Genomic DNA, 17,230 nt, shown 5'->3' with positions numbered 1-17,230 from the left:
TTGTCAAAATGTTAAAAACAATTTATAATTAATAGATACCCTGAAAGGAAGAGCAGCATGAACTTAGAAGAATTAAAAAAACGACAGGAGAAGATTCGAAACTTCTCTATTATCGCCCATATTGACCATGGGAAATCAACCCTAGCAGACCGCATTTTAGAAAAGACGGAGACCGTTTCTAGTCGTGAAATGCAAGCCCAGCTTCTGGATAGTATGGATCTTGAGCGTGAACGTGGGATTACCATTAAACTTAATGCTATCGAGCTCAATTACACTGCAAAAGATGGCGAAACCTATATTTTCCACTTGATTGACACACCTGGGCACGTGGACTTTACCTATGAAGTTTCGCGTTCACTAGCAGCCTGTGAAGGGGCGATTTTAGTGGTTGATGCGGCCCAAGGGATTGAGGCGCAAACTCTTGCTAACGTTTATCTAGCCTTGGATAATGATTTGGAAATTCTGCCAGTCATTAACAAGATTGACCTACCAGCAGCTGATCCAGAGCGTGTGCGTACAGAGATTGAGGATGTCATCGGACTGGATGCTAGCGAAGCGGTCTTAGCTTCAGCCAAAGCTGGTATTGGTATTGAAGAAATTCTTGAGCAGATCGTAGAGAAAGTTCCCGCACCAACTGGTGATGTTTCAGCTCCATTAAAAGCCTTGATTTTCGACTCAGTTTATGATGCCTATCGTGGGGTTATCCTCCAAGTGCGTGTCATGGATGGAGTGGTTAAACCTGGTGATAAGATTCAGCTCATGAGCAATGGCAAGACCTTTGATGTGACGGAAGTTGGTATTTTCACGCCGAAAGCAGTAGGACGCGATTTCCTCGCGACTGGTGACGTTGGTTATATTGCGGCTTCCATCAAGACGGTTCAAGACACTCGCGTCGGCGATACAGTTACCTTGGCAACCAATCCAGCAGCAGAACCACTACATGGCTACAAGCAAATGAATCCTATGGTCTTTGCAGGTCTTTACCCAATCGAGTCAAATAAGTACAATGACCTACGTGAAGCCCTTGAAAAATTGCAGCTCAACGATGCCAGCCTTCAGTTTGAACCAGAAACATCGCAGGCGCTTGGATTCGGTTTCCGTTGTGGATTCCTTGGGCTTCTCCATATGGATGTTATCCAAGAGCGTTTAGAGCGTGAGTTCAATATTGACCTCATCATGACAGCTCCGTCTGTTATTTACAAGGTTAATCAAACTGACGGTGAGTCTATGGATGTGTCAAACCCCTCTGAGTTTCCAGATCCAACCAAGATTGCGACCATTGAAGAACCGTATGTTAAGGCGCAAATCATGGTACCGCAGGAGTTTGTCGGAGCAGTTATGGAACTAGCTCAGCGCAAGCGTGGGGACTTTGTAACCATGGACTATATTGATGATAATCGTGTGAATGTTATCTATCAAATTCCACTTGCTGAAATCGTCTTTGACTTCTTTGATAAGCTCAAGTCTTCGACACGTGGTTATGCAAGCTTTGACTACGAATTGTCAGAGTACCGCCCATCTAAGCTGGTCAAAATGGATATCCTTCTCAATGGAGACAAGGTGGACGCCCTCAGCTTTATCGTTCACAAGGATTTTGCCTACGAACGTGGGAAACTCATCGTGGACAAGCTCAAGAAAATCATTCCTCGTCAACAATTTGAAGTGCCGATTCAAGCAGCTATTGGACACAAGATCGTGGCTCGTACTGATATCAAGGCCCTTCGTAAGAACGTACTTGCTAAGTGTTATGGAGGTGACGTTTCTCGTAAACGCAAACTCCTTGAAAAACAAAAAGCTGGTAAGAAACGCATGAAAGCTATCGGATCAGTAGAAGTCCCACAAGAAGCCTTCCTTAGCGTCTTGAGCATGGATGAAGAATAGAAATAAAAAAAACAAAACTCTTGAAGATTTTTCAAGAGTTTTTGCTTTAAATGTGAGCAATAAAATCGGAAACTAACAGAATAGATTAGGTAAGAATTTGACAGAAGTTCTTATTTTTCTTATAATGCAGATGGAGAGGTGGTAGGATGAAAAAATTATTGATTTTAGGTACTGTAGTTACTGTTAGTGCTTTTTTAGCTTCATGCTCCAATAAGTCGCAAACAGCAACCGAAGAAAGTTCGACTGCGGTTGTTAGTTCTTCTAGCAGTCAGGAAACAAGTAGCTCTAGTTCTGCTGTTTCTGAAGCGAAAAAGGAAGAGACGCAAATCATCGGCTCGAATGAGTATGGCTTTGTCAAGGTACCAAAATTATGGGTTCGATTCCATGAAGTAGAAGGTGGAAATGATATACAGTATTGCGATGGAACAGATATCAACATTGTTACGCTGAATACCTTCAAGGCTGAGCAGTTTAATATCAGCGAAGAAGAATATGCTAAACTGGATGTTGTGACTGTCTCATCTAGTATTTTAACTTCTAAAGAACAAAGCTCTGATTTCAGTAAGGTTTGGGGCTCCAAATCGACCATTGGAGGTTATGAAGCCTATGTTGTCAATGCAATTGCTAAATCAGGGAAATACCTCGTTACCTGGGTTTTCCGATCAAATGATGGTAAAATCCGCTATGTTTCACTTGAAGGGGATGGGGAAACTTTAAAAACAATCTTACCGATGATTGAAAGTAGCTGGTCAACTACTAAAGCTGAATAAATGAAAAAAAGAAGATCCTTGGTCTTCTTTTTATTTTTTTTACGAATAGATAGATGAGTAGAAAAAGAAATGGAGTTGTATATGAAGATCACAAACTATGAGATTTACAAATTGAGAAAAGCAGGGCTGACCAATCAACAAATTTTAACTGTTCTTGAATACGACGAGACTGTAGATCAGGAGCTCTTGCTGGGTGATATTGCAGAAATATCGGGATGCCGTAATCCTGCAGTCTTTATGGAACGCTATTTCCAGATAGATGATGCACAGTTGGAGAAGGAGTTCCAAAAATTTCCCTCCTTTTCTATTCTTGATGACTGTTATCCTCGGGATCTGAGTGAGATTTATGATGCTCCAGTGCTCTTGTTTTATAAAGGAAATCTGGACTTGTTAAAGTTTCCGAAAGTTGCTGTTGTAGGGAGCCGTTCATGTTCTAGTCAGGGAGCAAAGTCGGTTCAGAAAGTCATTCAAGGTTTGGAAAACGAGTTAATTGTTGTCAGTGGTTTAGCCAAAGGGATTGATACCGCTGCCCATATGGCTGCACTCCAGAATGGAGGAAGAACGATTGCAGTGATTGGAACAGGATTGGATGTATTTTATCCCCGAGCCAATAAACGTTTGCAGGAACACATTGGCAATCACCATTTGGTACTTAGCGAGTACGGACCTGGTGAGGAACCCTTGAAATTTCACTTTCCAGCTCGTAATCGAATCATAGCAGGACTGTGCCGTGGCGTTATTGTAGCAGAGGCAAGAATGCGTTCAGGGAGTCTCATCACCTGTGAGCGTGCTATGGAGGAAGGGCGTGATGTCTTTGCCATTCCAGGAAACATTTTAGATGGCCATTCAGATGGCTGTCACCACCTGATCCAAGAGGGAGCAAAACTGATTTCCAGTGGTCAAGATGTGCTGGCTGAGTTTGAATTTTAAGGAGAAATTTGTTCACTAAGATAAACTTTTCTTCTATATAGGAGCTAAGTCTTGACAGTTATGGCAAAATGGTTTACACTTTATAAAGTTTATTACTTTGAAAAGGTGTGATAGTGTGGCTACGGCAACAAAGAAGAAAAAATCAACAGTTAAAAAAAATCTAGTCATCGTGGAGTCGCCTGCTAAGGCGAAAACGATTGAGAAATATCTAGGCAGAAACTACAAGGTTCTAGCCAGTGTCGGGCATATCCGTGATTTGAAAAAATCCAGTATGTCGGTCGACATTGAAAATAACTATGAACCGCAGTATATCAATATCCGAGGAAAAGGTCCTCTCATCAATGACTTGAAAAAAGAAGCCAAAAAGGCCAATAAAGTCTTTCTGGCGAGTGACCCGGACCGTGAAGGAGAAGCAATTTCCTGGCACTTGGCTCACATTCTCAACTTGGACGAGAATGATGCCAACCGTGTAGTCTTTAATGAAATTACTAAGGACGCTGTAAAAAATGCCTTTAAAGAACCTCGCAAGATTGATATGGACTTGGTCGACGCCCAACAAGCTCGTCGTGTCTTGGACCGCTTGGTCGGGTATTCGATTTCGCCAATTTTGTGGAAAAAGGTCAAGAAGGGCTTATCAGCAGGGCGGGTGCAGTCGGTTGCCCTTAAGCTCATCATTGACCGTGAAAATGAAATCAATGCCTTCCAACCGGAAGAATACTGGACAATTGATGGTGTCTTTAAGAAGGGTACCAAGCAATTTCAGGCTTCTTTCTATGGTATGAATGGCAAAAAGATGAAATTGACCACCAATGAAGAAGTCAAAGAAGTCTTGTCCCATTTGACTAGTAAAGATTTCACAGTAGACCAGGTAGATAAGAAAGAACGCAAACGCAATGCGCCCCTACCTTATACAACTTCAACCATGCAGATGGATGCTGCTAACAAAATCAATTTCCGTACTCGAAAGACTATGATGGTGGCCCAACAGCTCTATGAAGGGATCAATATCGGATCAGGCGTGCAAGGTTTGATTACCTATATGCGTACAGACTCGACTCGTATCAGTCCTGTGGCTCAGAACGAAGCGGCAAGCTACATTAACGACCGTTTTGGTAGCAAGTATTCCAAGCATGGTAGCAGGGTCAAGAATGCATCAGGTGCTCAAGATGCTCACGAAGCCATTCGTCCATCTAGTGTCTTCAACACACCTGAAAGCATCGCTAAGTACTTGGACAAAGATCAACTCAAGCTTTATACCCTGATCTGGAACCGTTTTGTGGCCAGCCAGATGACAGGCGCTATCTTTGATACCATGGCTGTTAAGCTCTCTCAAAATGGGGTTCAGTTTGCGGCAAATGGAAGCCAAGTTAAGTTTGATGGTTATCTTGCTATTTACAATGACTCTGACAAGAACAAAATGTTACCAGATATGGCTGTTGGAGATGTGGTCAAGCAGGTCAATAGCAAGCCAGAGCAACATTTCACCCAACCACCTGCTCGCTATTCTGAAGCGACCCTTATCAAGACCTTGGAGGAAAATGGAGTTGGACGTCCGTCAACCTACGCTCCGACAATTGAAACCATCCAAAAACGCTACTATGTTCGTCTGGCAGCTAAACGCTTTGAACCAACAGAGTTGGGTGAAATTGTTAATAAACTCATTGTTGAATATTTCCCAGATATCGTAAATGTGACCTTCACAGCTGAGATGGAAGGAAAACTGGATGATGTTGAAGTTGGAAAAGAGCAGTGGCAACGTGTCATTGATGAATTTTATAAACCATTCTCTAAAGAAGTGGCCAAGGCTGAATCCGAAATGGAAAAAATCCAGATCAAGGATGAGCCAGCTGGATTTGACTGTGAAGTTTGTGGTAGCCCGATGGTGATTAAGCTAGGACGTTTTGGTAAATTCTATGCTTGTAGTAATTTCCCAGACTGCCGTCACACACAAGCGATTGTCAAAGAGATTGGAGTCGAGTGTCCGAGCTGTCATCAAGGACAAATCATCGAACGCAAAACCAAGCGCAATCGTGTCTTCTATGGTTGCAATCGCTATCCAGAATGTGAGTTTACTTCCTGGGACAAACCAATTGGCCGTGACTGTCCAAAATGCGGACACTTCCTTGTGGAGAAAAAAGTCCGTGGTGGTGGCAAGCAGGTTGTATGTAGTAATGGCGACTACGAAGAAGAGAAAATTAAATAAAATGCAGAGCCCTGAAAATGAATTTCAGGCTCTTTTTTGTTGATGCTTGACAAATTTCCCCCTTGTATGCGAAACTAGAGGAAGAGTAATTTATCTAGGAGAAATCATGCGTATCATTTATCTCAGTATTGGCTTTATTTCACTGGCTTTAGCTGTTATTGGAGTTGTCTTACCACTTTTACCAACAACCCCCTTTCTTTTGTTAGCTGTCGCTTGTTTTTCTAAATCTTCTAAGCGTTTTGAAGACTGGCTTTATCATACAAAGCTTTATCAGACTTATGTAGCTGACTTTCGGGAAACCAAGTCAATCGCGCGAGAACGAAAGAAAAAAATCATCGTATCTATCTATATCTTGATGGGGATTTCTATTTATTTTGCCCCTCTTTTAGCAGTCAAAATTGGTCTGGGAGCCTTGACTGTCTTTATCACCTACTATCTTTTTAAAGTCATTCCTGACAAAGAATAGTTAAAATAGTAGTAATTTGCCTTGATAAAAATGAAAGCATATTTAAAATAATATGATATAATAAATTTAAAGAAAACATCAAGGAGAATCAAATGATTTACGAATTTTGTGCTGAAAATGTGACCTTGCTTGAAAAAGCGATACAGGCTGGAGCTCGTCGAATCGAACTTTGTGATAATCTAGCGGTTGGTGGAACAACACCTAGTTATGGAGTGACCAAGGCAGCGGTTGAACTGGCAGCTAACTACGACACCACCATCATGACCATGATTCGTCCCCGTGGTGGCGACTTTGTCTATACTGATCTTGAAATAGCGATCATGCTAGAAGACATTCGTTTGACTGCTCAGGCTGGAAGTCAAGGTGTTGTATTTGGAGCATTAACTGCTGATAAGAAGTTGGATAAGGCTAATCTTGAGAAGCTGATTGCCGCATCTAAAGGAATGGAAATTGTCTTCCACATGGCCTTTGATGAATTAAGTGATGAAGACCAGTTGGATGCCATTGACTGGCTCAGCCAAGCTGGTGTCACTCGTATCTTAACTCGTGCTGGTGTGTCTGGAGACTCGCTAGAAGAACGTTTTGCTCACTATCACAGAATTTTGGAACATGCAGCTGGTAAAATTGAAATCTTACCAGGTGGAGGGATTGACCTTGACAACCGTCAAGCCTTTATCGACCAGCTGGATGTGACACAATTGCATGGAACCAAGGTTGTCTTTTAAAAAATAGAAAGGAACTGCTAGCTTTTGGTAGCAGTTTTCACTTATGTTTGAAATTTTTAAATCCTATCAGTTTAATAAAGAAAAAGCCCATGCCTATGGTTTTGTAGAAAGTGGGGAAGTCTGGACCTATAGTTGCCAGATTTTGCAGGGTGACTTTTTCATGACAGTTTCTATCACTCCGGATAATGTGAGCTTTCAGGTCTTTGACCAGGAAACGGGTGACCTCTATCCTCAAGTACATATGGAAAGTATGCGGGGAAGTTTTGTCGGAAGTGTCCGTGAGGCTTGTTTGGAGATTCTTTACCAGATTCGGAAGGCTTGTTTTGATGTGCAGGATTTTATCTGTCCTCAGACTAAGCGTATCATGGCTCAGGTTCAGGAAGATTATGGGAATCAGCTGGAGTATCTGTGGGAAAAATCACCTGATACTGCTGTATTGCGTCATGAAGGCAATCAAAAGTGGTATGCTGTTTTGATGAGAATTCCATGGGATAAGTTAGATAAGGGGAGAGAAGGGCTAGTGGAAGCAGTCAACCTCAAACACGACCAAGTGGCTGACTTGCTTTCGCAAAAGGGAATTTACCCAGCCTTTCATATGAACAAACGTTACTGGATTAGTATGGCACTTGATGATACTTTGTCAGATGAAATGGTACTGAAATTGATAGAAAGAAGTTGGAACCTAACCGTGAAAAAATAGGGAAATTTACTTGAGATTTTAAATACTTTCAATTAGCAAAATATTCTTTACTGAAGAAATTTTCAGAAAATAATGGATTTTTTCTTGACAAGAGATTTTTCCTATGCTAGAATACTAAACAAGATATCAAACGAAGGAGAAAGTCAAACATGAAAACAGCTAAGTTTAATCAATTTGCTTTGTTGTTGAGGTACTCGGGCTAGTGCAAAAGCATTAGTCCTGTTTGGCTTACCAAGCGGGAGTAAATCAACATCTCGCTTGGGTTTCTGAGCGAGATGTTTTTTTAAACCATATTTGGAAAAGGGGAAATCTTATGCGAACAGTTGAATTTCTAGATACCAGCCTTCGAGATGGAGAGCAGACACCTGGCGTTAACTTTTCAATCAAGGAAAAAATTGCCATTGCAAGGCAGCTGGAGAAGTGGGGCATTTCAGCCATCGAAGCTGGTTTTCCAGCTGCTAGTCCAGACTCATTTAAGGCAGTTCAGGAGATTGCTAAAGTCTTGAAAAAAACAGCGGTGACTGGTCTAGCACGTTCGGTCAAGTCTGATATTGATGCTTGTTACGAGGCGCTAAAGGATGCCAAGTATCCACAGGTCCATGTCTTTATCGCTACCAGTCCGATTCACCGCAAGTATAAGCTAAATAAGAGCAAGGAAGAGATTTTAGAAGCTATTAAGGAGCATGTTTCTTATGCGCGTTCTAAGTTTGAAATCGTTGAATTCTCTCCTGAAGATGCGACTAGAACAGAGTTGGATTTCCTCTTGCAAGTCGTTCAAACAGCAGTCGATGCAGGGGCGTCTTATATCAATATCCCAGACACAGTAGGATTTACCACGCCAGAAGAATACGGTGCTATCTTCAAATATTTGATTGAGAATGTCAAGACCGATCGTCAGATTATCTATTCACCTCACTGTCATGATGACCTCGGAATGGCAGTGGCTAACAGCCTTTCTGCTGTCAAGAACGGTGCAGGACGTGTCGAAGGAACCATCAACGGTATTGGGGAGCGAGCTGGGAATGCTGCGCTTGAAGAAATTGCAGTGGCGCTCAATATTCGCCAAGATTACTATCAGGCAGAAACCAGTATTGTCCTAAATGAAACCATTAATACGTCAGAAATGGTTTCTCGCTTCTCTGGTATTCCAGTTCCTAAAAATAAGGCTGTTGTTGGTGGCAATGCCTTCTCTCATGAATCTGGCATTCACCAAGATGGAGTCCTTAAAAATCCTCTCACTTATGAGATTATCACACCTGAATTGGTTGGTGTTAAGAGTAATAGCCTTCCACTTGGTAAATTGTCTGGTCGCCATGCTTTTGTTGAGAAACTAAGAGAATTGGCTCTAGACTTTACAGAAGAGGATATCAAACCACTCTTCGCTAAGTTCAAGGCACTGGCGGACAAGAAACAAGAAATCACAGATGCAGATATTCGAGCTCTGGTAGCTGGAACCATGGTTGAAAATCCAGAAGGCTTCCACTTTGATGATTTGCAACTTCAAACCCATGCAGACAATGAAATTGAAGCGCTCGTTAGCCTAGCCAATATGGATGGTGAGAAAGTCGAATTCAATGCGACAGGACAAGGTTCCGTTGAAGCAATCTTTAACGCTATCGATAAGTTCTTTAACCAATCTGTCCGCTTGGTGTCCTATACCATTAATGCTGTGACAGATGGAATTGATGCTCAAGCTCGTGTCTTGGTTACTGTTGAAAACAGAGATACAGAAACCATCTTTAACGCAGCAGGTCTTGATTTCGATGTATTGAAGGCTTCGGCTATTGCTTATATCAATGCCAATACTTTTGTTCAAAAAGAGAATGCAGGTGAGATGGGGCATAGCGTTTCCTACCGAGACATGCCTAGTGTGTAAAGGAGAAGGCTATGACAAAGAAAATAGTAGCTCTAGCAGGGGATGGAATCGGTCCAGAAATCATGGAAGCTGGTTTAGCGGTTCTGGAAGCTCTAGCTTCAAAAACAGGATTTGACTATGAGATAGATAGACGACCTTTTGGAGGTGCAGGTATTGATGCTGCGGGGCATCCCTTACCTGATGAAACCCTCAAGGCATGTAGAGAAGCAGATGCTATTCTCCTTGCGGCTATCGGTAGTCCCCAGTATGATGGGGCGGCAATTCGGCCTGAACAAGGCTTGCTGGCTCTCCGTAAGGAACTCAATCTCTATGCCAATATTCGGCCTGTAAAAATCTTTGATAGTCTCAAGCATTTATCACCACTTAAACTAGAACGAATTGCTGGTGTAGACTTTGTCGTGGTACGTGAGTTGACAGGTGGTATCTACTTTGGGGATCATATCCTTGAAGAGCGAAAAGCGCGTGATATCAACGACTACAGCTACGAAGAAGTAGAGCGGATTATTCGCAAGGCATTTGAAATTGCAAGAAATCGGAGAAAAATCGTTACTAGTATCGATAAGCAAAATGTTCTAGCAACATCAAAACTTTGGCGGAGAGTAGCTGAGGAAGTTGCGCAAGATTTTCCAGATGTAACCTTGGAACACCAGTTGGTGGACTCAGCTGCTATGCTTATGATTACCAATCCTGCTAAGTTTGATGTCATCGTAACGGAGAATCTTTTCGGAGATATCTTATCTGATGAATCAAGCGTTCTATCAGGCACTCTTGGTGTTATGCCATCAGCCAGTCATTCTGAAAAGGGGTCAAGTCTTTATGAGCCTATTCACGGTTCGGCACCTGATATTGCAGGTCAAGGAATTGCTAATCCTATCTCTATGATTTTGTCAGTTGCCATGATGCTGAGAGACAGCTTTGGACGTTATGAGGATGCGGAGCGTATCGAGCGTGCTGTTGAAGCTAGTTTAGCGGCTGGCATTTTAACAAGAGATATTGGAGGACAGGCTTCTACTAAGGAGATGACAGAAGCCATCATTGAAAGATTATGAAGATGAATGAAGGAATCACGCTTGCCCTCTTGATTTGGAATTTGCTGATTTTATTGATTTATGGCATTGACAAATCCAAGGCAAGAAGAGGTGCTTGGCGCGTCCAAGAGAAAATCTTACTCATTTTAGCCTTTACTTGTGGTGGTTTTGGTGCCTGGTTGGCAGGAATCATCTTTCACCACAAGACTAGAAAATGGTATTTCAAAACAGTTTGGTTTCTCGGGATGGTGACCACACTAGTAGCCTTATATTTTATTTGGAGGTAATGGATGGCAGGAAAATCGATTTTTGATAAATTATGGGACCGTCATGTCATCACAGGAGAAGAAGGGCAGCCCCAACTCATGTATGTGGACCAGCACTATATTCATGAAGTGACTAGTCCCCAAGCTTTTCAAGGATTACGAGATGCAGGCCGCAGATTGAGACGACCAGACTTGACATTTGGGACCTTTGACCATAATGTCCCAACGGTCAATATCTACGATATTCGAGATGTCATTTCCAAGGCTCAAATTGATAAGCTAGCAGAAAATGTTGAGGAGTTTGGGATTGAACATGCTGCCCATGGTTCTGAAAAGCAGGGAATCGTTCACATGGTAGGTCCAGAAACAGGACGGACGCAACCAGGAAAATTCATCGTCTGTGGAGATAGCCACACAGCTACTCACGGAGCTTTCGGAGCTATCGCTTTTGGGATTGGGACCAGTGAGGTCGAGCATGTCTTTGCTACCCAGACACTCTGGCAAGTTAAACCCAAGAAAATGCTGGTAGAATTCACTGGTGTTCCTCAAAAAGGAGTTTATTCTAAGGATTACATTCTCGCCTTGATTGCCAAGTACGGCGTTGCTTGTGGTGTTGGCTATGTAGTTGAATATCGTGGGCAAGCGATTGATGCACTGACCATGGAAGAGAGGATGACCATCTGCAATATGTCCATCGAGTTTGGCTCCAAGATGGGAATTATGAATCCAGACCAGACTACCTATGACTATCTCAAGGGACGGGAATGCGTTCCCGAAGCTTTCGAGGAGGCGGTTGCTGACTGGAAGACGCTTGTCAGCGATGATGATGCTGTCTATGATAAGGTTATCCGGATGGATGTCTCAGACTTGGCTCCTATGGTGACCTGGGGAACCAATCCTGCTATGGGCGTCGACTTTGACAGTAGTTTTCCAGAAATTAAGGATATGAATGATGAACGAGCTTATCATTACATGAACTTGGAGCCTGGTCAAAAGCCAGCGGATATTGAACTAGGCTATATCTTTATCGGGTCTTGTACCAATGCTCGGCTCAGTGACTTGCAACTGGCTGCTCGATTTGTCAAAGGGAAGAAAATAGCTCCCAACTTAACGGCTATCGTAGTCCCAGGCTCTCGTCCTGTCAAACGAGCTGCTGAGAAGTTGGGCTTGGATAAAGTATTCTTAGACGCTGGCTTTGAGTGGCGAGACCCTGGTTGCTCAATGTGCCTAGGGATGAATCCTGACAAGGTCCCTGATGGGGTCCACTGTGCCTCAACCAGTAACCGCAACTTTGAAGACAGACAAGGATTTGGTGCTAAAACCCATCTCTGCAGTCCAGCTATGGCAGCGGCGGCAGCTATTGCAGGGCGCTTCGTAGATGTTCGGCAAATGCCAGAGGCCCAGTAAGGAGAGGATATGGAGAAATTTACAGTTTATACGGGAACGACCGTTCCTCTTATGAATGATAACATTGATACTGACCAAATCCTTCCCAAGCAGTTTCTCAAGTTGATTGATAAAAAAGGCTTTGGTAAGTACCTTATGTATGCTTGGCGTTATCTGGACGATAACTACACTGAGGATCCAGATTTTGTTTTTAACCGACCTGAATATCGTAAAGCTAGTATTCTCATCTCGGGGGATAACTTTGGTGCGGGGTCTTCGAGGGAACACGCAGCTTGGGCTCTAGCTGACTATGGTTTTAAGGTCGTGATTGCAGGATCTTTCGGGGACATTCATTACAATAATGAACTCAATAATGGCATGTTACCTATTGTTCAGCCTAGGGAGGTTAGAGAGAAACTAGCTCAGCTCAAACCAACTGACCAGGTAACTGTGGACTTGGAACAACAAAAAATCATCTCACCAGTTGGAGAATTCACTTTTGAAATTGATAGCGAATGGAAACACAAGCTCTTAAATGGTTTGGATGATATCGGAATTACTTTGCAGTATGAAGACTTGATTGCTGCCTATGAAAAACAACGTCCAGCCTACTGGCAGGATTAGAAAAATAGAAAAGGAAATAGAACTATGACAAAACACATTCAATGGAACGGAACACTTTCTCAAGAAGGCTATGACATTTTAAAAGGTGAGGGCGGATGTATCGTTTGCCCTACAAAAGTTGGTTACATTATCATGACTAGCGATAAAGCAGGACTTGAGCGTAAGTTCGCAGCCAAAGAGCGTAACCGTAACAAACCAGGTGTTGTCCTCTGCGGTAGCATGGATGAGCTTCGCGCTTTAGCACAACTCAACCCAGAAATTGAAGCCTTCTACCAAAAACATTGGGACGAAGACATTCTCCTCGGTTGTATCCTTCCATGGAAACTAGAAGCTTTTGAAAAACTTAAAGGATACGGTGATGGCCGTGAAGAGCTCATGACAGACGTTCGTGGTACTAGCTGTTTTGTCATCAAGTTTGGTAAAGCTGGTGAACAATTGGCTGCTAAACTGTGGGAAGAAGGTAAAATGGTCTACGCCTCATCAGCTAACCCATCTGGAAAAGGAAACCGCGGTAAGGTGGAAGGTATCGGAGAACGTATAGAAGGAGCAGTGGACCTTGTCATCGAAGCAGACGACTACGTGGCTTCCATCCAACCTGACAAAACGATTGAAACGCGCTACGAGCAAGGTGTTATGGTGTCCATGGTTGATAAAGACGGCAAACTCATCCCAGAACAAGGAGGAGCTCGTTCAATCTCACCAGCTCCAGTTGTGATCCGTAAAGGGCTTGACATTGATAAAATCATGATGCACCTGTCAGATACCTTTAACTCATGGGACTACCGTCAGGGTGAGTATTACTAAGATAAATAAAGAAGTCTAGTGTTGAAAGGGAAGAAAACCTCTACACTAGGCTTTTTCTTTAGAAATTCTTTTCTTTTTATATAGGATATGATATTCTATATATGAAATATATAGTTTTTTATTCGAACATTATTATAAAAGGAGTAAGATTGATGGATAAAAGAAAGCTTGGCTTGGAAGATTTTTATGCTTGGTACCAAGAAAATAAAATAAGATTAAGAGAAGATGCATTTAAATATAGTATTCACAATGAACAATTACGTGAAGAATTTCTTAAAGAATGGCCACTTGATAGAATTTTAACCATGTCTATTGATGATTATGTCATTGGTAAAGGTGCTAAAAGTAATTCTTTTTGCTATGCTCTTGAGACAGGAAAGTACCAATCATTATTTATGGGGATTGGTGGAGGAGGTTCTTCAAAATTTGGTATTTATTGGAATGAGGATACCAAAAGCTATAAGAATCAAGCTAATAAAATCATTCCAGAATCAGAACTAGAAGACCGATTTAACAAATTAAAATCGGATTTGTATGAAATCATCCAAGCTGGTAGAATGTTGGATTTCAATAATCCTATCTTTGACATGAAAAAGCCAAAGAATGAATTTATTAGGCGTTCTGCAGTGGTAACAAAACTACTTTGTATTTATTCTGAGAATCCTTCTTTTTTAGGAGTAAATATGAATAGTCAAAATGAATTTTGGAATAGGTTGATTCCCCAAAGCAATCAAGGAGGGCCCTATCGTCAGAATCATGAGATTTGTAAACTATTTTCTAAAACATATCCTGAACTAGAATCTTCAATGTTGGGTAGTATTTTATTTGAGTATTCAAAAGATTTTATAGACAGTGATAATAATCAAGGAGAGAAAGAAATGTCTGAACAAAATAATATTCATCATCCCTTGAGTAATATCTTGTTACAATCCAAAAACCTCATCCTCCGTGGTGCTCCTGGTACAGGAAAAACTTATCTTGCTAAAGAAATAGCGACAGAGCTAACGGGTGGTAATGAAGATCAAATCGGCTTTGTACAATTTCACCCTTCCTATGATTATACGGATTTTGTAGAGGGGTTGAGACCGGTATCAAATGGGGATGGAGCTATTGAGTTTAAGCTACAGGATGGTATTTTTAAAGATTTTTGTCAGAAAGCAAAGAAAAATTGGCTTTATTCACATAAAAACAAGGATGATTTAGAAAAGGAAAAAAAATCAATAGCAAAGATTTCCAAATATTTTGCTAATATGGAGTTTCCGTCTGACAAGTTATATACAAAACGTCAATCGTCCTTTATCATTACAGAAATTGATGAAAATTACATTTATATATCTATTCCTGAAAATGAGGTATCAAAAAATGCAAAATTGAAAATTAAAGATATCGAAACAATGCTAACTTCAGAATCTCAATTTGAACAAGTTAAAGACATAACTCAGTTTTTTAATAAAAATAATGCAACCCAAGAATTTTCATACTATTTGACACTTTACAAAATGATAAAAAATGAAAGTATTCAGGATGAAATAATAGAAATAGATAATGAATTGAAAAACTTCGTTTTCATCATCGATGAAATCAACCGTGGTGAGATTTCTAAGATTTTTGGTGAACTCTTTTTCTCTATTGACCCTGGTTATCGTGGTGAAAAGGGAAGTGTTTCTACCCAATATGCTAATTTACATGAGACTGATGAGAAATTTTATATCCCTGAAAATGTCTATATCATCGGAACTATGAATGATATTGACCGTTCAGTAGATACCTTTGATTTTGCTATGCGTCGTCGTTTCCGTTTTGTTGAAGTTACTGCTGAAAGCCAAGTTGCTATGTTGGATAAAGAACTAGATATCCATGCAGAAGAAGCAAAACTTCGTCTAAGAAATTTGAATGCTGCTATCGAAAACGTTCAGGAGCTAAACAGTCATTATCATATTGGACCAAGTTATTTCCTTAAGTTGAAGGATGTAGATTTTGACTATGAATTACTCTGGTCTGATTACCTCAAACCGCTTTTGGAAGATTACTTACGAGGTTCTTATGAAGAGGGTGAAACTCTGGATACATTGAAAAAAGCATTTGATCTGACAAGTATAAGGGAAGCAAGTGAGTCTATAATTGATAATAATGAAGGCGTTTAGAATGATGATGCGTATAACCGATAATCAGTATAGAATTGCTAAAGAAGACTTTGTCGCAGGATATCCCAACCTAAGTCAAGCACTTCTTGATAGAACACTAGATAGCCTTTCTCGAGAGGACCGTATCTTTATTTTCCCGAATGATTTGATAAATTCTCCTGATTTAGACAAGGACCAAAAGATTTTTGAAACTGTCAATCAGGAAATTAAGACAGGAAATGTAATTGGTTTTCTTGGATATGGTCAGGAAAGATTAACGATTTCCTCTCGTTTTTCTGATGAAAGTAACGACCATTTTTTGCATTATCTTTTACAAAAGGTTCTCAATATCAATCTGACTAGTTTAGATGTCGGTCTATCTCCTGAAGATAAGCTCTACCAACTCTTGGTTTACCTCTTTCCAAAGTATCTGCAAGCTGCTCTCCAAAAAGGTCTTTATAAGGAATACCAGCGATTTTTCCATAACGATAGTCATGTGAAGGGTGTGCTAGATGTTGGAAATCATCTGAAAAATAATCTCCCTTTTATGGGAAATATTGCCTATACAACCAGAGAGTTCACCTATGATAATCCACTCATGCAGTTGATTCGGCATACGATTGAGTACATAAAGAATCAGAAAGGTTTCGGAGTTCTGCTCGATAGCAATCGTGAAAATATGACAGAAATTACTCGTGTAACCTCATCTTATAAACTAGCTGATCGTGCTAAGATTATCAGAATGAATAAAATCAAACCCATCCGACACGCCTATTTCAGAGAGTATAGAAAATTACAGGGACTCTGCTTGATGATTCTGAGTAGAGAAAAGCATGGTCTTGGACCTCAAGCCCAAAGGGTACATGGCATTCTCTTTGATGTTGCCTGGCTTTGGGAAGAGTATGTTCATACCTTGTTGCCAAAAGGTTTTATCCATCCACGAAATAAAGATAAAACGGACGGAATTTCAGTATTTTCTGTTGGGAAACGAAAAGTATATCCAGATTTTTATGACAGAGAACGAAAGATTGTTCTAGATGCAAAATATAAGAAACTGGAGTTCACTGAAAAAGGGATTAACCATGAGGACTTGTTCCAATTGATTTCCTATTCTTATATCTTAAAATCTGAGAAAGCTGGACTGATTTTTCCTAGTATGGAGCAGTCAGTAAATAGTGAAATAGGAAAACTAGCTGGCTATGGAGCTCAATTGAAGAAGTGGTCTATCCAAATCCCTCAGAATGCCTCATCCTATAGTGCATTTTGTAAAATGATGGAAAATTCAGAAGAAAATTTTAAAGCGATTATTGATGAAGAAGTGGGGAGAAAATAATCTCTTCACTTTTTTGCTATTTATACAAGTAATTTCCGAACAATATAATTTGATTATTGAAAATATTTGACAAAAACTGTACTTTTGTTTATAATTAATCAAGGAAACGTCGGAA

The 17,230-nt window shown here is 40.9% G+C and carries 15 protein-coding genes; all 15 read left to right on the top strand.

Going from position 1 to position 17,230, the window contains the following annotated elements; genetic code table 11:
• Window positions 1-57: 57 nt before the first annotated feature.
• Window positions 58-1,881, top strand: a complete 1,824-nt coding sequence (lepA, locus tag PG086_RS05605; RefSeq protein WP_007522109.1) for a translation elongation factor 4 — start codon at window positions 58-60, stop codon at window positions 1,879-1,881.
• A 146-nt stretch (window positions 1,882-2,027) separates the two neighbouring features.
• Window positions 2,028-2,651 (top strand): hypothetical protein, encoded by a 624-nt coding sequence (locus tag PG086_RS05600; protein ID WP_057489173.1) that lies wholly within the window; start codon window positions 2,028-2,030, stop codon window positions 2,649-2,651.
• A gap of 81 nt (window positions 2,652-2,732) precedes the next feature.
• A complete protein-coding gene (gene dprA / locus PG086_RS05595; RefSeq protein ID WP_270748046.1) occupies window positions 2,733-3,581 on the top strand; it encodes a DNA-processing protein DprA in 849 nt (282 codons plus the stop codon).
• Window positions 3,582-3,696: 115 nt separating this feature from the next.
• Window positions 3,697-5,784 (top strand): type I DNA topoisomerase, encoded by a 2,088-nt coding sequence (gene topA / locus PG086_RS05590; protein WP_270748045.1) that lies wholly within the window; start codon window positions 3,697-3,699, stop codon window positions 5,782-5,784.
• A gap of 106 nt (window positions 5,785-5,890) precedes the next feature.
• On the top strand, window positions 5,891-6,250 hold the full coding sequence (locus tag PG086_RS05585; RefSeq protein WP_247917418.1) for a YbaN family protein: 360 nt from the start codon (window positions 5,891-5,893) through the stop codon (window positions 6,248-6,250).
• Between the two features lie 92 nt (window positions 6,251-6,342).
• Entirely contained in the window at window positions 6,343-6,975 is a 633-nt protein-coding gene (locus PG086_RS05580; protein WP_270748043.1) for a copper homeostasis protein CutC, read from the top strand.
• A 43-nt stretch (window positions 6,976-7,018) separates the two neighbouring features.
• Window positions 7,019-7,675 (top strand): MmcQ/YjbR family DNA-binding protein, encoded by a 657-nt coding sequence (locus PG086_RS05575; RefSeq protein ID WP_084976202.1) that lies wholly within the window; start codon window positions 7,019-7,021, stop codon window positions 7,673-7,675.
• Window positions 7,676-7,988: 313 nt separating this feature from the next.
• Window positions 7,989-9,551: a 2-isopropylmalate synthase gene (locus PG086_RS05570; protein WP_270748042.1), complete on the top strand. Its 1,563-nt coding sequence runs from the start codon at window positions 7,989-7,991 to the stop codon at window positions 9,549-9,551.
• An 11-nt stretch (window positions 9,552-9,562) separates the two neighbouring features.
• A complete protein-coding gene (gene leuB, locus PG086_RS05565; RefSeq protein ID WP_033585356.1) occupies window positions 9,563-10,600 on the top strand; it encodes a 3-isopropylmalate dehydrogenase in 1,038 nt (345 codons plus the stop codon).
• On the top strand, window positions 10,597-10,866 hold the full coding sequence (locus tag PG086_RS05560) for a DUF1294 domain-containing protein (RefSeq protein WP_033585355.1): 270 nt from the start codon (window positions 10,597-10,599) through the stop codon (window positions 10,864-10,866). The genes leuB and PG086_RS05560 overlap by 4 nt, the downstream gene beginning before the upstream one ends.
• Before the next feature lie 3 nt (window positions 10,867-10,869).
• The gene (leuC, locus tag PG086_RS05555) at window positions 10,870-12,252 is read left to right on the top strand and encodes a 3-isopropylmalate dehydratase large subunit (RefSeq protein WP_000907571.1); all 1,383 of its coding nucleotides are present in this window, start codon (window positions 10,870-10,872) and stop codon (window positions 12,250-12,252) included.
• Window positions 12,253-12,261: 9 nt separating this feature from the next.
• The gene (gene leuD, locus PG086_RS05550) at window positions 12,262-12,855 is read left to right on the top strand and encodes a 3-isopropylmalate dehydratase small subunit (protein ID WP_000410640.1); all 594 of its coding nucleotides are present in this window, start codon (window positions 12,262-12,264) and stop codon (window positions 12,853-12,855) included.
• A 24-nt stretch (window positions 12,856-12,879) separates the two neighbouring features.
• Window positions 12,880-13,659 carry an L-threonylcarbamoyladenylate synthase gene (locus PG086_RS05545; RefSeq protein ID WP_247931055.1) on the top strand — a complete coding sequence of 260 codons (780 nt, stop codon included), beginning with the start codon at window positions 12,880-12,882 and terminating at the stop codon, window positions 13,657-13,659.
• Window positions 13,660-13,811: 152 nt separating this feature from the next.
• Window positions 13,812-15,803, top strand: coding sequence for an McrB family protein (locus tag PG086_RS05540; RefSeq protein ID WP_270748039.1), 1,992 nt, complete (start codon window positions 13,812-13,814; stop codon window positions 15,801-15,803).
• Window positions 15,804-15,810: 7 nt separating this feature from the next.
• Window positions 15,811-17,115 carry an McrC family protein gene (locus PG086_RS05535; RefSeq protein WP_270748252.1) on the top strand — a complete coding sequence of 435 codons (1,305 nt, stop codon included), beginning with the start codon at window positions 15,811-15,813 and terminating at the stop codon, window positions 17,113-17,115.
• Window positions 17,116-17,230 lie beyond the last annotated feature (115 nt).

The sequence above is a fragment of the Streptococcus halitosis genome (assembly GCF_027691175.1).
GTDB lineage: Bacteria > Bacillota > Bacilli > Lactobacillales > Streptococcaceae > Streptococcus > Streptococcus halitosis_A.
Note: the sequence above shows the minus strand (reverse complement) of the source record. Positions and strands in the feature narration are given on the sequence as shown.

Excerpts from the sequence above, each read along its gene's own strand:
- PG086_RS05575 (WP_084976202.1), top strand. The coding sequence starts at position 7,019 with ATGTTTGAAATTTTTAAATCCTATCAGTTTAATAAAGAAAAAGCCCAT.
- PG086_RS05600 (WP_057489173.1), top strand. The coding sequence starts at position 2,028 with ATGAAAAAATTATTGATTTTAGGTACTGTAGTTACTGTTAGTGCTTTT.
- lepA (WP_007522109.1), top strand. The coding sequence starts at position 58 with ATGAACTTAGAAGAATTAAAAAAACGACAGGAGAAGATTCGAAACTTC.
- PG086_RS05560 (WP_033585355.1), top strand. The coding sequence starts at position 10,597 with ATGAAGATGAATGAAGGAATCACGCTTGCCCTCTTGATTTGGAATTTG.
- PG086_RS05580 (WP_270748043.1), top strand. The coding sequence starts at position 6,343 with ATGATTTACGAATTTTGTGCTGAAAATGTGACCTTGCTTGAAAAAGCG.
- PG086_RS05585 (WP_247917418.1), top strand. The coding sequence starts at position 5,891 with ATGCGTATCATTTATCTCAGTATTGGCTTTATTTCACTGGCTTTAGCT.
- leuD (WP_000410640.1), top strand. The coding sequence starts at position 12,262 with ATGGAGAAATTTACAGTTTATACGGGAACGACCGTTCCTCTTATGAAT.
- PG086_RS05535 (WP_270748252.1), top strand. The coding sequence starts at position 15,811 with ATGCGTATAACCGATAATCAGTATAGAATTGCTAAAGAAGACTTTGTC.
- leuB (WP_033585356.1), top strand. The coding sequence starts at position 9,563 with ATGACAAAGAAAATAGTAGCTCTAGCAGGGGATGGAATCGGTCCAGAA.
- dprA (WP_270748046.1), top strand. The coding sequence starts at position 2,733 with ATGAAGATCACAAACTATGAGATTTACAAATTGAGAAAAGCAGGGCTG.
- PG086_RS05540 (WP_270748039.1), top strand. The coding sequence starts at position 13,812 with ATGGATAAAAGAAAGCTTGGCTTGGAAGATTTTTATGCTTGGTACCAA.
- leuC (WP_000907571.1), top strand. The coding sequence starts at position 10,870 with ATGGCAGGAAAATCGATTTTTGATAAATTATGGGACCGTCATGTCATC.
- PG086_RS05545 (WP_247931055.1), top strand. The coding sequence starts at position 12,880 with ATGACAAAACACATTCAATGGAACGGAACACTTTCTCAAGAAGGCTAT.
- PG086_RS05570 (WP_270748042.1), top strand. The coding sequence starts at position 7,989 with ATGCGAACAGTTGAATTTCTAGATACCAGCCTTCGAGATGGAGAGCAG.